Source organism: Halosimplex rubrum, from assembly GCF_013415885.1.
GTDB classification, from domain to species: domain Archaea; phylum Halobacteriota; class Halobacteria; order Halobacteriales; family Haloarculaceae; genus Halosimplex; species Halosimplex rubrum.
Genome location: NZ_CP058910.1, coordinates 4,417,595 through 4,432,440, shown reverse-complemented (window position 1 = coordinate 4,432,440; position 14,846 = coordinate 4,417,595). Strand labels below are relative to the sequence as shown.

Annotated in this window: 12 protein-coding genes; 5 read left to right on the top strand and 7 right to left on the bottom strand. The window is 58.3% G+C overall.

What is annotated here, in order from left to right; translation table 11 throughout:
* Positions 1 to 65 precede the first annotated feature (65 nt).
* Positions 66 to 920 carry a CPBP family intramembrane glutamic endopeptidase gene (locus tag HZS55_RS22135; protein WP_179909692.1) on the top strand — a complete coding sequence of 285 codons (855 nt, stop codon included), beginning with the start codon at positions 66 to 68 and terminating at the stop codon, positions 918 to 920.
* A 490-nt stretch (positions 921 to 1,410) separates the two neighbouring features.
* On the opposite strand, the gene HZS55_RS22130 is transcribed toward HZS55_RS22135, so the two are convergent.
* From HZS55_RS22130 to HZS55_RS22120, 3 genes are all read right to left on the bottom strand, one after another.
* Complete coding sequence (locus HZS55_RS22130; RefSeq protein WP_179909691.1) at positions 1,411 to 1,860, bottom strand: SWIM zinc finger family protein; 450 nt, start codon at positions 1,858 to 1,860, stop codon at positions 1,411 to 1,413.
* 224 nt (positions 1,861 to 2,084) lie between these two features.
* Entirely contained in the window at positions 2,085 to 3,023 is a 939-nt protein-coding gene (locus HZS55_RS22125) for a transcription initiation factor IIB (RefSeq protein ID WP_179909690.1), read from the bottom strand.
* Positions 3,024 to 3,112: 89 nt separating this feature from the next.
* On the bottom strand, positions 3,113 to 3,763 hold the full coding sequence (locus tag HZS55_RS22120; protein WP_179909689.1) for a DUF6735 family protein: 651 nt from the start codon (positions 3,761 to 3,763) through the stop codon (positions 3,113 to 3,115).
* 304 nt (positions 3,764 to 4,067) lie between these two features.
* Here HZS55_RS22120 and HZS55_RS22115 point away from each other — a divergent pair, with 304 nt between their 5' ends.
* The 4 genes from HZS55_RS22115 to HZS55_RS22100 are packed head-to-tail and all read left to right on the top strand — an operon-like array spanning position 4,068 to position 10,670.
* On the top strand, positions 4,068 to 5,630 hold the full coding sequence (locus HZS55_RS22115; RefSeq protein WP_179909688.1) for a type I restriction-modification system subunit M: 1,563 nt from the start codon (positions 4,068 to 4,070) through the stop codon (positions 5,628 to 5,630).
* Positions 5,627 to 6,964 (top strand): restriction endonuclease subunit S, encoded by a 1,338-nt coding sequence (locus tag HZS55_RS22110; RefSeq protein ID WP_179909687.1) that lies wholly within the window; start codon positions 5,627 to 5,629, stop codon positions 6,962 to 6,964. Before HZS55_RS22115 ends, HZS55_RS22110 begins: the two co-directional genes overlap by 4 nt.
* 2 nt (positions 6,965 to 6,966) lie before the next feature.
* The gene (locus tag HZS55_RS22105) at positions 6,967 to 9,930 is read left to right on the top strand and encodes a type I restriction endonuclease subunit R (protein ID WP_179909686.1); all 2,964 of its coding nucleotides are present in this window, start codon (positions 6,967 to 6,969) and stop codon (positions 9,928 to 9,930) included.
* Positions 9,927 to 10,670 (top strand): M48 family metallopeptidase, encoded by a 744-nt coding sequence (locus HZS55_RS22100; protein WP_179909685.1) that lies wholly within the window; start codon positions 9,927 to 9,929, stop codon positions 10,668 to 10,670. The genes HZS55_RS22105 and HZS55_RS22100 overlap by 4 nt, the downstream gene beginning before the upstream one ends.
* Positions 10,671 to 10,768: 98 nt before the next feature.
* Here the strand turns inward: HZS55_RS22100 and HZS55_RS22095 are convergent, their stop codons facing one another.
* The 4 genes from HZS55_RS22095 to HZS55_RS22080 form a co-directional block, all read right to left on the bottom strand.
* Positions 10,769 to 11,692 (bottom strand): M78 family metallopeptidase domain-containing protein, encoded by a 924-nt coding sequence (locus HZS55_RS22095; RefSeq protein WP_179909684.1) that lies wholly within the window; start codon positions 11,690 to 11,692, stop codon positions 10,769 to 10,771.
* A gap of 309 nt (positions 11,693 to 12,001) precedes the next feature.
* The gene (locus HZS55_RS22090) at positions 12,002 to 12,397 is read right to left on the bottom strand and encodes a DUF7567 family protein (RefSeq protein WP_179909683.1); all 396 of its coding nucleotides are present in this window, start codon (positions 12,395 to 12,397) and stop codon (positions 12,002 to 12,004) included.
* A 297-nt stretch (positions 12,398 to 12,694) separates the two neighbouring features.
* A complete protein-coding gene (locus HZS55_RS22085; RefSeq protein WP_179909682.1) occupies positions 12,695 to 14,314 on the bottom strand; it encodes a hypothetical protein in 1,620 nt (539 codons plus the stop codon).
* A gap of 64 nt (positions 14,315 to 14,378) precedes the next feature.
* Complete coding sequence (locus HZS55_RS22080; RefSeq protein ID WP_179909681.1) at positions 14,379 to 14,597, bottom strand: hypothetical protein; 219 nt, start codon at positions 14,595 to 14,597, stop codon at positions 14,379 to 14,381.
* Positions 14,598 to 14,846 lie beyond the last annotated feature (249 nt).

The window sequence follows — 14,846 nt, the reverse complement described above, 5'->3', positions numbered from 1 at the left end:
CTCGACACCGAAACCAGCCGACAGTCCGCGGCGAGACCACGACGATAAGAGTCCAAACAGTACCGATGGTGCTCGACGAGATCGCGACCACCGGTTGGCAGGTGGTCACGACCTGGGTCGCACAGATCCGCAGCGGTGATCCCGGGAGTCTCCTGCTGGCCTGGGCGCTTGTGGGTGGCTGCAAACTCCTGTTAATCAGGATACTGCCAACGTTTCACGCTCGGGTGAGGCTACTGTGCCGAGACGACGGATTGCGGACCGACCGGTCAGGCGAGCGGTCGTCCGAACCGTCACCTGTGACAACAGCCCAACTCAAAGAGGCCGAAGCGGCGAACACACAGGTCACCGTTCGTGATCTGCTGCGGGCGCTCGATACCGTCGTTCTGGTCCCCATCATCGAAGAGATACTCTTCCGGGGGATTCCGGTGGTTGCGAGCCGACGGGCCAGTGACTCCACCGCAGTTCTCCTCCTCGTGTCGATCGCTGCGACGGCTGGCTGGGCGTCCCTGCACGTCTACTTCGGTCGAACGCCGTACATCCTCCCACATCTCCTCAGCGGACTGTTCCTGTTGTACCTGTGGCTCCATGGACAGGGGGACGCTGCGATCGCCCTCCACATGTTGACGAATCTGGTTGTGGTCCTCGCCCGGGTGGCCCGGCGATTCGTCAGGGTCGCCCACCCGAACATCCTCGCGCCCGGCGAAGAGTACTGGGTGACCGTCGCCCAGCACACCGAGCCGTCGTATGGGCTCTACTCGGCGCGAACCAGCGATGGACAGCAGCTCCGCGTGACCGACGTCACCCCGGGCGAAACGTATCTGGTCAGGGTCGCGACCGTCGGCCGAGGCACGATGGCGTACCCACTGCGAGCCGCCGAGACAGTCGAGCGGTCGCCCCGCCAATGTGACGACGAGGGTTAGGCCCCGTCCCGTCGACCGCAGGACAGCCGATCCTGACGTTCGGTTTTACACTGGGATCCCACTGTGCAAGCGAGTGGTGGCGACACCCACATCCGCGGTGGGCACGACATCGGTCATTTCGAGTAGGCCGGACGCACAACGTGCCCGTTCGTTCCCTCCGAGATGATCGAGGGACGTCCGGCGATCTCGACGCCGTCAAGTACCGACGATGTCGCACCGCCTGTATAGGTCTCTGTGGTCAAGCACGGCCATCTGTTGGCCACACCGGGTTGTGGCTGCGCGCGCAGCGCAGCGAGCACGGAGCGGTGGGCGGGGCGGCGGGGTACGGGTGGACAGGATCGTATCGGCTTGGACTCCACCAGGGCCACTACTGGGGAGCAATCATCGTCCGCCACATGCCGCTGACAGACGATTCGTGCGCTGCGAGCAACGAAACCACGACGGCAGCGAACTATCGCTTCGCGGTCGGCACGACGACGACCGGTATCAGCTAGTCGGGCAGTTCCTTGCGGCCGGTCCGAACGCACTCCCAGCAGGGAAACTCGCCGATGCAGTCCGCGCACGTCTCGTCGGTAGGCGCCGCGGGTTCGTCCTGTGCGGACGGTGAATCAGGAGTATCAGCGACCGACGACGGAACGCGACCGCCGTCCGCGGCGACCGACTGGGCGTCGGCCGCGGCCGTCGCCGCAGCGAGGAGTGGCCGTCGAATCGCGACGGCGACGCGGTGTTTACACGCGCCCTCGTAGTGGTCGTCGGCCGGGCACGTACACGCCGTGGGGAGGCCGTCCGCGACAGTGACGAGATACTCGTGGTCGCTGGGGTCGGCGTGACTCTCGTTGCGGACGAGGACGCCATCGTCGACGAGCGAGAACTCGAAGGCTTCGTACTGGGCACGCTTTACGACGCGGGTCGGAAACGCCAGTCGTTCGAGTGGGTGCATTGGTCTCCGGAGCGCCCGAATCCGAGCGCCCCGCCCATCGGGGCGCCGACAGCCCAACCGTGCGGTGCATGCCTATCTGATCTCGTAGGTCGCGATGGCCGACCGCCCACAGGCCGGACACGAGATTGTCGACACGTCGACCGCTGTCCCGCAGTGGCGACACTCGCGGATGCGCTCGACTCGTGGATCGAGACCGAGCATGCGGTCACGGAGCCAGCCGACTCTCATCGGGCCCACGCCGCCCTGTTGGCCGCGACCGTGTCGCGGTGGTCACGAACTGTCACCGGACTCACGTCCGCGGCAGCGGCGAGGTCGAGCTGGGTGATGTCCACGCCGTGGTCCCGACAGGCGACGGCGAGACAGCCCGCCGCGAACCCCGCTGGATGCGTGCCGATGCTGGCCTCGGCGTCCCACGCCCGCTCGGCGAGCGACCGTGCCTGGGACTCGGTTTCTGTTGGAACGTCCATCGCCGACGCAAGCCCAGGGAGGTACTCCCGGGGTCGCTGTGGCGGCGCCAGTAAGCCCAGATCGTCGTTGCAGACGGCGTAGGCGTTGGCGACGCGGTCGCGGTCGACCTGCGCGACCGCTGCGACCTCACCGAGGGTTCTGGTCGCGGTCGTACACCGACAGACCGCGTAGACGGCCGCGGCGGCGAACGCCTCGATGGAGCGAACGTGCAGAAGCTCCTCGTTCTGGGCCGAGCGGAACAACGCACTCGCCTGCTCGCGGTGCTGGTGGTCGAGGCCGAGCGCGCCGACCATCCGGGCGATCTCCGTACAGCCGTGGGCGAGGTTGCGTTCGGCCTTCGAGCGCCACTTCGCGCGGGTGTGTTCACGGCGGAGCCGAGCGAGTTGTCGCTGTTTCCGGTCGGAGAGCTGGTTACCGTTGGCGTCGGTCGTGTGGCCGATCTCCGTCGAGAGCCCGCGATCGTGGCGCGCTTCGGTGATCGGCGCGCCCGTTCGCCGCCGGTCGGTGTCGTCGTCGAAGGTGCGTGGGCCGCGTCGGTCGAGCCGACACGCCTCGACGACGAGCCCGCAGTCAGTACAGCGGGTCTCCCCGCCGTCTGTGGCGAGCCGTCCATCGCACTCGGGACACTCGTCGGCCGGGATCGATTCGTCGGGCTGTTCGTCGAAGTCACGTTGGTAGGGATCTGTCGTCGCCATCGAAAGTCAGCGCGAGGCGAGTCTGTCCTGCCCCCCGCACTCCTCTCGGGGGCGACAAACCCGACCGTCGCGAGACGCCGGGATTCGACTCAGTACTCGTGCTCGTCCTCGACGAGCCGCGGCCTGCGAACGATCAGCGCCTCAGTGTCGTCGGTCCACTCGTCGAGTTTCCGGGCCATGTACTCGATGGCTTCCGCTCTCGTGAAGACATCGCGGTCGAGCATGTCGCCGACGGTGGCTTTCAGCCCGCGGAACTCCCCCTGGGCGAAGCCGTCGCCGACGGGCTCGCCGTCGTGCCACCGCACGGTTCGGAGGGCGCCGTTGCCGACCGTGGGGGCGTCGTCGATCGTCTCGCAGTCGTGCTGCAGGCCGAACCAGTGGGTGCGATAGGCGGTGACTCGGCAGTCGGTGTCGACGACGTAGCACGCTTCGTGGTGCAGGAAATCGAGGTGTTCGTCGATGATCTCGTCGACGGTGAGTTGGATCGCCCGCGGTTCGATGTCGATCTGTCGGGCGGGAAGTTCTCGGCCGTCCAGGAGTCGATCGACGGCACGTTTGGAGGTGGTCTCTCGCAGACGCCGGTGAACGGTACGGAGGGTTCGATCTGAGTCGTCACCGCCAAAGGGCGTCTTAGCGGTGATGGCAGGTTTGAGTCTAAGGTCCTGGGCACCCCAGTGTGAGTAGTGTATGTTGTACGTGCTGTCCGGTCGTTCGTACGCGATGAGTGCGCGATGTCCCATTGTACTCCGCGGGGGATCGGGCGCCCCCGCACCGCTCCCAGGGGGCGAGAAACCAATCGCACAGAGACAAATCACCGGCACGCCTAGCACTGGCTCCGGGTCTATCCAGGTTCGTCGTGATATACATCGTACCGAGATAGTCCGGAATATTCGTCTCCACTGAGCCAACCTAGGGAATCCGCCCGAGACTCTCTCCTCACAGTTTCGAGTCCTCACAGTCGCGAGTCCTTGATGCGACGCCGGTCGGTCAAGCTGGCGCCCCCACGACGTTGGTGTTATTACACCAGAGCAGAACTACTGACGTATGTCTGACGGCGACCAGGCGACGCTGCCTGGAACGGAACCCGATATACTCACTCTCGAAACGCTCGAAGACCACCTATGGGCGGCTGCCGACAAGCTGCGCGGGAGCATCGACTCCGCGGACTACAAGAACTACATCTTCGGTCTATTGTTTCTCAAGCGGGCGAACGACCGCTTCGACGAGGAGACGGAGGAGGTCGCCGAAGAATATGGGATCGACGAAGCAACTGCCCGGGAGGATCGAGACATCCACGAGGAGTTCTGGATTCCCGAGCGCGCTCGCTGGGATCACATCAAAGCTCAGGAAACCGACGTGGGGGCTGCGCTGAACAAGGCGCTCGCGGCGATCGAAGACGAAAACGACCCCATCGAAGATCGTGTGCTCACGACGGTCGACTTCAACGACAAGGAACGGCTGCCCGACTCACTCCTCTCGGATCTCGTCTCGCACTTCTCGAAGCACCGGTACCGGAACGTCGACCTCGAAGACCCCGACATCTTCGGGCGGGCCTACGAGTACCTCATCCGCGAATTTGCCGACGACGCAGGCAAGAAAGGCGGTGAGTTCTACACGCCACGGGAAGTCGTCCGCCTCATCGTCAAATGCGTCAATCCCGAGCCCGGGCATCGCGTCTACGACCCCTGCTGTGGCTCCGGTGGAATGCTCATCTACTCCGCCGAGCACATCCGTGAGTCGGGCGGCGATATGGAGGACATCTCGCTGTACGGTCAGGAGAAAAACCTGAACACGTGGGCCATCGGCCAAATGAACGTCCTGCTGCATGAACTCTACGACGCCAAGATCGAGAAGGGCGACACTATCACCGAACCGAAGCGCGTCAATAAGCATGACGAGCTGGAGGTGTTCGACAGGGTCATCGCGAACCCGATGTGGAACCAGAAAGAGTGGAGCAAGGAGTGGGTCGAAGAGAACGAACCGTACAACCGCTTCCCGTACGGGCTCCCGCCGTCGAACCGCGGCGACTGGGCTTGGATTCAGCTCATGATCGCTTCGCTCAACGAGACTGGAAAGGCGGGTGTCGTGATGGACAACGGGGTGCTATTCCGCTCGCGTTCGGAAAAGAAGATCCGCAAGCCGATTCTGGAGAACGACCTCGTCGAGGCTGTGATCGCGCTACCGGAGAACCTGTTCTACAACACCTCCTCGCCGGGCTGTATCCTTATTTTGAACAAGGACAAGCCCGCGGAGCGAGCTGAGAAGGTCCACTTCATTTACGCCGAGGATCAGACGCTTCGAGAGTCGGACGTACAGGTGTTCGAAGAGCTCTCGAATCAGAATCAACTAACTAATGAGGGTGTTGAGTACCTCGCTGAGACGTTCCAGACGGGGCGCGAAGAGGACCATCATAGTCGGCTCGTCGACCTAGAGGAAATCGAGGAGAACGACTGGAACCTGAATGTGCCGCGTTACGTCGATACGACCGAGCCAGAGGAACCCATCGACGTGAGCGAGAAGCTACGGGAGTTGGATCGGCTTGCTGAGGAGCGTCAGGAGAGCGACGAGGAACTGCAGGAGTACATGGAGGAGTTAGAATATCGATGAGTGAAGCCTTGGAACAGTCCGATCAGCAAGAAGGCTACAAAACCGTCCAACTCGGACCTCGTGAGATTCCGATACCGGATGAGTGGGATATCGTTCCTTTCGACGAGGCCATAGAGCTTAACCCGAAATACGATAAGCCCGACAACGGCCCGTTCGATTACCTCCCGATGGACGCTGTTGATGAAGAAAAGCAGACCATCGAATACTGGACTCAGCGGGAGAAAGACGATTGTACGACGACGTGGTTCAAGAACGGAGATACCGTCTACGCTAAAATCACGCCATGTACTGAAAACGGGAAGATCACATTCATCGACGGAATGAGTACCGAGGTCGGTTCTGGCTCTACAGAGTTCCTCGTTTTCCACCCTTGCGAGGGCGTGATTGAGGAGCGATTTGTCTACTACCTCTCCAATCTCCCCGAATTTCGGTCGGTCACTATTTCCTTGATGGAAGGTTCGACTGGACGCCAACGGGTTCCGAGTGACGTATTCAAAGGGAATCTAACTATCCCGCTCCCCCCGCTCCCCGAACAGCGCCGAGTCGTCGACATCCTCTCGACGGTCGACGAGCAGATTCAACAGACAGACGAGATTATCGAGAAGTTCGAGGAACTGAAAAAGGGAATCGCCCACCGGCTCCTTGATAATGGGGCTCGAAGCGAATCTAAAAGTGATGTAGTGGTCGGGCCACTCTCAATACCCCTACCTGAGTCATGGGAATTGAGACGGCTCGAAAACTTTCCCACTCCAGCGTCCAGTGTGGTTCAAACCGGACCATACGGAAGTAAACTCCAAAAGGAAGAGTTCACCGACTCGGGCTACAAAATATATCGACAAGCGAACATCAATTCTGGAGATTTCGAGAAAGGAGGCCAGTATGTGACGGAAGAGAAATACCATGATTTAGAAAAATATCAGGTTGTGCCTGACGATGTCCTCTTAACACGGATGGGAACGATAGGAGATGCTGCTGTACTTCCTGATGATGCAAGAAAAGGAATAATGGACTATCATTTGTTCAGGATTCGTATTGATCCTTCATTCTGTCTTCCGGAGTATCTGAGTGGAGTTCTGCGAAGTTCACGTATTGTCAAGCACCAAATCGAGTCATTCAGCCACGGAGCGATAATGGACGGGTTGAATACTGGATTGATTAATGAACTTCGCATTCCGGTTCCATCTACCGAAGAACAGCGAGAAATCGTCGACATCTTATCTACTATTGACCAGAGAGTATCAATAGAGAAGGAACGGAAGATCGAGCTAAAACAACTAAAACGCGGCCTCATGCAGGATCTCCTCACTGGCAAAGTTCGCGTTGACACCGACTAACTATGCCTGACGAGTACGCCGAGTCCGAACGACCCGCCCTCGAAACTCTCCAGAAACTCGGCTGGGTGGTCTTAGACCAGCAACAGACCACCTGGGCCGACCCCCGCGAGACGGAATCCTCGGCCGTACTCGAATCCCGACTGCGTAACGCCGTCGAGCGCCTGAACCCCTGGCTCAACGAGAACAATCTGAACAAGGCCGTTCGGGAGATCCAGCAGGTCGCCGGGACGAGTACGATGGACGAGAACGAGCAGATCCACGAGAAACTCGTCCGTCACATCGCCGTCGAGCAGGACCGCGGCCACGGGAAGCAACATCAGACGGTCCAGTACATCGACTACGAGAACCCCGAGAACAACGACTTCTTCGCGCTCAATCAGTTCCGGGTCGCGGGACCAGTCGATGTCGTCAAGCCCGACATCGTGCTGTTCGTCAACGGCATCCCACTCGGGGTTGTCGAGTGCAAGAGCCCCCAGATCAAAGAACCACGCTCAGAGGCGCTCGATCAGCTCACCCGGTACCAGAACGAACGGGAGGGTGAGTCGGAAGGCGCTGAGGAACTCTTCCGGTATAATCAATTCTCAGTCGCCGTCTGGATGGAGGGTGCGGTGATGGGGACATACGGGACACCGAAAGACCAGTACAAGCCCTGGCGGGACGCCTACCCGCTGGAAGACGACGAACTCATCGGCCTGTTCGATCTCGACGGCTATCTCCCCGACCAGTACCGGATGCTCTACGCGCTGTTCGAGCCCGAACGCCTGCTCGACCAACTGCGCCACTACACGGTGTTCGAGAACCGCCAGAGCGGGGCGATCAAGATGGTCGCTCGCTACCAGCAGTATCGAGCGGTCCGGAAGGCCCTCGAGCGGATCGACAAGCGTGGCCAGCGCGAAGCCAACGGCGGCGTCGTCTGGCACACCCAGGGCTCGGGGAAATCGCTCACGATGCTGTTCCTCGCGCTGAAGCTCCGCCGACTCAAGGACGATCCGACGCTCGTGCTTGTCACCGACCGGCGGGCGCTGAACGACCAGATTCACGCGACCTTCGAACGCTGTGGCTTCCCGAACCCGAAGAAGGCCGATAGCATCGAGGACCTCCGTGATCGGCTTAGCTACGACGCCGGCGAGACGATCACCACGCTCATCCACAAGTTCCAGACCACCGACGACGAAGAAGATGAGTTCCCCGTGCTCTCCCGGAACGAGAACATCTACGTCATGGCTGACGAGGCCCATCGGACCCAGGACAAGGATCTCGGGAATAATATGCGGACTGCGCTCCCGAACGCCTTCTACGTCGGGTTCACTGGTACGCCGATCGAGAAAGACGAAGTCAACACTCGCAGGACGTTCGGAAACTATATCGACACGTACACCATTGACCAGTCGCTGGAAGACGGCGCGACGGTGGAAATTCTATACCAGGGCCGTCTCGCCGACATCCACCTCGAAGGCGAAACGCTGGACCGACTGTTCGATCGTATCTTCTCGGAGAAGACCGAGGAAGAAAAAGCAGAGATTCAGAAGCGCTACGCCCGTACGCAGGATCTCGCGGAGGCACAGCCGCGCATCGACCGGGTCGCGCTGGATATTGTCGAGCACTTCGAAAACGACGTTCCGGCCCCGTTCAAGGGCATGGTCGTCACCACCAGCAAGGAGGCGGCGATCCGATACAAGGAAACCCTCGACAGCCTGAACGGGCCGGAGTCGCGAGTGATCGTCTCTGAGGGGCACAACGACGAGGAGCACATCAAGCAATGGACGCCAAGCGACGCCGAGAAGAGCCAGTACAAGGAGTCGTTCGTCGATCCCAATGGCGAGGTCGAGTTGCTCATCGTCTGCGATATGCTCCTGACGGGGTTCGACGCACCGGTGGCCCAGGTGATGTACCTCGATAAACCGCTGCGTGAACATGGCCTGTTACAGGCGATCGCTCGCGTGAATCGTCCGTTCGAGGACAAGACCCATGGGCTCGTCATCGACTACTACGGCGTCTCGGACGAACTGAAGGAGGCGCTGGCGATGTTCAGCTCGAAGGACGTCGAGCGGGCGATGGTGCCGGTTAAAGACAAACAGGGAGATCTTGAGGCAGCCCACAACAAGGCGGTCTCGTTCTTCGAGGATCTCGACGATGTCGAAGCGTGTGTTCAGTCGCTCGAACCCGAGGACCGACGCATCGAGTTCAAGAACGCGTTCAAGCGCTTTTCGCAGTTGATGGACATTGTCCTCCCGGACCCGATGGCGAACCCGTACCGCGACGATTTGGACCAGCTCAGCACCATCTACGGAAAGGCGAAGGAACGCTACCGCGACGAGACGATGAACCTCGAAGGAGCAGGGGCGAAGGTGCGAAAGCTCATCCAAGACCACATCACCTCACAGGGCATCGAGATCCTGAACGACGAGCCGGTCTCGATCATGGACGAGGTCGAATTTGGTGCGAAACTTGAAGACTTAGAGAGCGACGAAGCCCGTGCGAGTGAGATGCAGAATGCGATCGAGCACGAGATCAACGTCCGGTTGGACGAGGACCCGGTCCAATACGGGTCTCTCAAAGAACGGCTGGAGGAGCTCATTGAGAAGTACCGTGAAGGGCGACTTAGCGAACAGAAAACCATCGAGGAGCTGCGGACGCTGATGGACGAGATCCGGTCGCGCGACAAGAGAGCCCGCAACAAGGGTCTCCGTGACGAAACCGACCTATCGTTCTACCACGCGGTCGAGGACGTGTTGGGCGAACACGATATCGAAGAAGCGGACTTCGTCGAACTCACTGCTGAGTTGGTCGGGACCGTTGAGGAGTTCGTGACCAAGGTCGAGTGGAAGGAACGAACGCATCTGCAGAACAAGATGCGCAAGGAAGTGACTGGCCAACTGTACCGGTCTGAGATCGAGCTCTCAGCTGAGGAACGCCGGGAACTTACCAGCCGCGTCATCGAATTGGCGCGCGCTCACTACCAATGAGCGAGCAACTCCAACGCCACCACCACATCGGCCAGACAGTCGTTCCGTACACGATCGACTGGTCCGAAAACCGGGAGACGATGACTCTCTCGATCGACGAGTCTCTGGAGCTGGCCGTGAAGGCCCCGATGGATGCAACGATGACCGACGTTGAGTCAGTACTCGACTCCCGTCAGGAATGGATCTTGGAGAAACTGTACGGCCTGAAAGAGCAAGCGGGGCCGCCGTATCCGAAGGAGTATTTGAGCGGTGAGAAGCTCCAATACCGGGGGCGGCAGTATCCACTCGAAGTCGTTGAGGCGGATGTGTCCCAACCCGAGCTGTCGTTCGATGAGCAGACGTTTACGCTCCGTGTCCACCGGTTCGATGCCGACGGTGACAAGGTCAGTATTCGCCGAAAGCGCCAGGCAGTTGTCGACTGGTTCATTGAGCAGGCTGAAGCGGAACTTCCGGAACGGGCATCTCGGTACGAATCGAGGCTAGGGGTCGACGAAGTGTCTATTGAAGCTGGAGAGATCGATGGCCGATGGGGAGAATACGACGACGGTACGGCTCGTCTTAATTGGCGACTGATACTGGCACCCGTCCGAATCCAGGACTACGTCATCGTTCACGAGCTGGCGCATTCAATACACGAGGAGCATTCTGACTCGTTCTGGAATACAGTTGGTGCGCTCATCCCGGATTATGAGGATCGTCGTGAGTGGCTCAGGCTAAACGGAAACACGCTGACGGTCTGAGCGTCGCAGGGTGGAAATTGAAGCTGCACCTCACATTGTGTCGTCAAGGCCTCGTTGCCTTGCTATCCGCTGTAGAGTGCCCACAGAACGTCGAATTGTTAGTCCCCGAGATACCTAAGGAGCATCATTGCCGTTTTACTGATCCGTTTCAACCGGTCCCGGATCGCGTCCGCCGAGTCCGAGTCCCACGCCGCTAAGTAGAACGCCGACCCGCTCATATCCAGCCCACAGTGCCGGCCGACGATGTACGCGACGGCCTCCGCTTCGACCTCACGCTTGGCCCGTTCGGACACGTCAAGCTCCCCTGAATGCAACAACGCGTGGGCGTACTCGTGGACGAGCGTCCCAGCGATCGCAGCCCGATCCGGCCGATCCCGTACCTCGACGACCGGCTGCTGGTCCTGTCCATCTGGCCACGTACAGACACCGTCGGCGTTCCCGTGCCCCCACACCTCGTCTGGCACGACACGTACGGACACCCCGACCGCGTCTGCGATGTCAAACAACCGGCCGAGTAAATCGCCAGTCTCTCCGGTCGCCGCGGTTTCCAGTTCGGGCAACGGCTCACCCTCGGTCTGGGAGACGTCGAACACTGATGCGGGCTTGAACCCGACCAGTCCCTCCGACCACTCCTCGGGTGGCGTCTCGTCGTACTCACACCCGATCTGCTCGTGGTAACTGGGCGCGTTCTCACACTCGGGACAGCGCGTCGTGACGATCGGCGCCCAGATCCAGATGGCCGATTCACCCTCTTTCACGTGCCGGTCGAACTCCTCCTGCCACGTCCGATATCCCGCAACCTTCGTCGCCTCGGGACACTGCCGTTTGATCAACAGCGTGTTCCGATACGAGTAGTCGTGGAAGCGCTGTTGCATGTCGAGCCAATCCTGAAACTCCTCGCTGGCTCGCGCTTCGTCGACCGCCCCGACCAGATCGTCGATCCACTCGTCGATCGCACTGTGCATCTCGGCGTCTCGCGTGTCGGCCTCATCGAACGAGACCGACTGGGTCGTCGAGTCCATGAATTACGACTCCATTGCGAGGCGCCTCCGGCAGGACGCGCCCCACCCATCGGGGCGCACACAAACCCACCGTGAGCGTCCCCGAACAGCAGTGGTACCGAGAACATGTGGCGACATGGCAGAAGCTGAGTCCCGGTGGATCAGTTTGGGACGCCACAGGCGCCATTCCAACCGACTACGACGACCTTATGTAACAATTGACGAGCTATAAAGCGCGGTACTGTTACATAAGATGACTCGAGGCAAGTTATCGTACACCCGCCGCCGGCGCAACACCAAGTCCGCAGAGTTGCTGTGGTATTGAGCCGTTCAAGCCAGGTTTGACACCTCGTCCAGTTTCTCGATATCGCTGAACTCCCCACGCTCGACCGGCCGCCACGCCTCGCCTGGCTCCGGACTCCACCAGTCGACGTCGTAGGCACTTGACGCACCGATGATCTTCACCCGCGCTGACCCGTCGGGGAGATCGCGTCGGAGTTTCTCGTCGACGTGTAGGTTCCAGGTCGTCTCGGTGTCGAAGCAGACGCGGACCGCTTCCTCGTAGCCGCGTGTCTCGTGGGACTCCCGGAGGTCGACCCGTGTGTTGCAGTCCTTGCAGAACACCACCTCGAAGGGAATGTGACTGAACACCTCGTGTCCGCAGACCGGACACCAGAGGAACTCGAACAATGCCTCACTGTGAGGGTCGACAACTTCGAGATTCATTGCGTGACCCGGCCCACGTGTGGGGCCACTCATTCGGTCCCCGCGAGAAAAATACCGGAACACGACTTGCCAGGAAATCGCCGTTCGGACCCGGGCGCCAACGGTCGCTCGCAGCGCAGTATTCTACTTTGTAGTGCTCGGAGGGGGCGTCGGCTGGGTGCTCGGCCAATTTGGGGTGGTTTGTGAAAGGATTAAGTCTGACGGACTCAGTAAAAATTTACTCCGTATTTCTGGCTTTCAGTCCGGGAGATACAAGTATTCAGCAATGATGGGAAGGAAAGAGTAGTGAATGTGAAACTATGCTATCGCATCAAGACCAAAGGTCTGATCACCCTGAACAGAAAAAACGAACAATAGGCAATCTCCGTTGCCGAGCCTAACTGACTTCAGATCTATCGAGTGGTGATTTCCGTTGAGACTCTCAACTTTATCTTGTATCGCAGCATTCCGTTCGGAATCAAACCGATTCCGGTTAATCGGCCTAATCCGTTGATCTTCTTCATCAATCCCGCCGATCAAGAGTTGAGTATTACCCTGAATCTCTTTCGTGATTCGCTCCGCTAATTCATCGTTATCATCAATCCCGAACCACTCGTTGGATTTGAACTCAATCAGATCATCTTCGTCTCGGATAACAACGCCTTCTGCATCGAGTCGGTTTGCATATTTAGAAGCGAGCTGAGGGAAAAAACGGGATAGCGGGGGATCAGACCATTCTGCGGCTACAACAAAGATAACATAAGCTAATATATCGGATAGGTGTTTGCCTGTTCCACCTTTGCGGAGTGTACTGTATAGACGGTTTAGCTCCCCTATATCACCTAATTCTACATCGTTGTAGATCTCAAAGCAACCAAGATTGACGGGCTCCTCGCTAAACGGCTCACCAGCGTGCATCAATTGGACAGGAGTACCATCCAAGAATTTCTGTGTAAGGTCGATCCGCCACTGGGCCGACAATTCAATCTGACGACCTGCGAATACAATATTGAATCGGTCATGATTCTTGACAACGAGACGTTTTCCATCTTTACCTTCAGTTACCTTGTTCTCGTGATCGTATACCTTCGATTGCCAAGGCTCCATTGAGCTCGAAACTTGGTTGAAATGTTCTCTATAAGTCCGAACATCGTAATATAGGCTATAGAAATCCTGAAGGAAGTCGTCAGTTGAATCATAATTTCGCCGACCAAATTGGATTTGCTTAATCGGGTATTCATTCTGAGGGGTCCTAAACACATCCTCAATGAGTTCATACTGAGAGTCTGAATGGAGGAACTTGTCCTCGAATTCCTCCTTTGAATATTGAAATGCGGCCGTTGAGTCGTCTATCTCGGTGAATATACTGACTTCTCCTGCATCTTCGTATGCGATCTCAAATGGTTCAATTCCTAGCCAATCCGACAGTGACTTCGTTTTATGTTGTTCGAAATGACGTACAGAATTAGTCTCCCCATCATCCTGATTTCGGAACTCCACATATTTGTTGACATTGTCTGTGTCAAGGAGTCGTTCAATAACGTCAACGCTCTTCGTGATCGACTTTTCCTTAGAATCAGTATGACAAACGAAGATAGAATCAGCGGTTACAATTAGAACAGCATATTTTCCTTCTTGACGCGCGCTGGTCTGCATACTCCGACAAAAGTCATTCACAAGCATCGCACACTGCTGTTGATCGTGGTCTGGATATGAGTCAAAAATTGAATTCAGCATCAGCTTCGGATTCTGCGCCATTTCCAGCTCCTCAAAATTGTGGAGGCCACTTTGACGTTCAAATCCGTCTAGAACGTCGTTGAAATTCAAGATACTATCTGTTGCGTCGATGGTCTTAGTATGAAGATCGGTCTGCTGGATTTCGCGGTAGTAAACGTAGATTGGATCAGTACTTCGTTGAATTAGTCGGTCCTGCTCCATTCGGTGTACCTCTTCCGGCGATCTTTCAATTCCTATAACAAGTAATTGTGGTTGTAGGAACCCACTATCCATCCAGAATATCTTCTGTTCTCGGCTCAACCGGCAACCCAACCTTCCGCCCAAGTTCGAACGCCCCATCTTGGTACATCTTCCTGGCCGGATAGTTGACCAGACACATGAACGCGAACGCCAGCGTCCCGTCGTAGCAGAACAGATTCGTGAACGCGAAGTCGCCGAAGACGTACCCCTCGCGGTTGTCCAGAAACTCCGGCAGGTCGGCCATCAGGCAGATAACTTCGAGCAGATCCTTCTCTAGGCCGCGTAGTCCTCGGCCAGCTCGGCGAGCGTCGAGAGCGGTTCACCGCTCTCGTGGTGGGGCAGTCTATTGGCTCTTCGGTGATGAGCATCATCCTTTCCGGGTGGTTCAAGTACACGTCGAATTCAAGGAGGTACTCCGGCGCGCAGGAGATGTTGAGCGGCTTCACGTCTAGGGGGAGATTGTCGGTGAGTTCTTCGAGGTCGTCCTGTGGTT

Excerpts from the sequence above, each read along its gene's own strand:
- HZS55_RS22135 (WP_179909692.1), top strand. The coding sequence starts at position 66 with ATGGTGCTCGACGAGATCGCGACCACCGGTTGGCAGGTGGTCACGACC.
- HZS55_RS22130 (WP_179909691.1), bottom strand. The coding sequence starts at position 1,860 with ATGCACCCACTCGAACGACTGGCGTTTCCGACCCGCGTCGTAAAGCGT.
- HZS55_RS22125 (WP_179909690.1), bottom strand. The coding sequence starts at position 3,023 with ATGGCGACGACAGATCCCTACCAACGTGACTTCGACGAACAGCCCGAC.
- HZS55_RS22120 (WP_179909689.1), bottom strand. The coding sequence starts at position 3,763 with ATGGGACATCGCGCACTCATCGCGTACGAACGACCGGACAGCACGTAC.
- HZS55_RS22115 (WP_179909688.1), top strand. The coding sequence starts at position 4,068 with ATGTCTGACGGCGACCAGGCGACGCTGCCTGGAACGGAACCCGATATA.
- HZS55_RS22110 (WP_179909687.1), top strand. The coding sequence starts at position 5,627 with ATGAGTGAAGCCTTGGAACAGTCCGATCAGCAAGAAGGCTACAAAACC.
- HZS55_RS22105 (WP_179909686.1), top strand. The coding sequence starts at position 6,967 with ATGCCTGACGAGTACGCCGAGTCCGAACGACCCGCCCTCGAAACTCTC.
- HZS55_RS22100 (WP_179909685.1), top strand. The coding sequence starts at position 9,927 with ATGAGCGAGCAACTCCAACGCCACCACCACATCGGCCAGACAGTCGTT.
- HZS55_RS22095 (WP_179909684.1), bottom strand. The coding sequence starts at position 11,692 with ATGGACTCGACGACCCAGTCGGTCTCGTTCGATGAGGCCGACACGCGA.
- HZS55_RS22090 (WP_179909683.1), bottom strand. The coding sequence starts at position 12,397 with ATGAATCTCGAAGTTGTCGACCCTCACAGTGAGGCATTGTTCGAGTTC.
- HZS55_RS22085 (WP_179909682.1), bottom strand. The coding sequence starts at position 14,314 with ATGGAGCAGGACCGACTAATTCAACGAAGTACTGATCCAATCTACGTT.
- HZS55_RS22080 (WP_179909681.1), bottom strand. The coding sequence starts at position 14,597 with ATGGCCGACCTGCCGGAGTTTCTGGACAACCGCGAGGGGTACGTCTTC.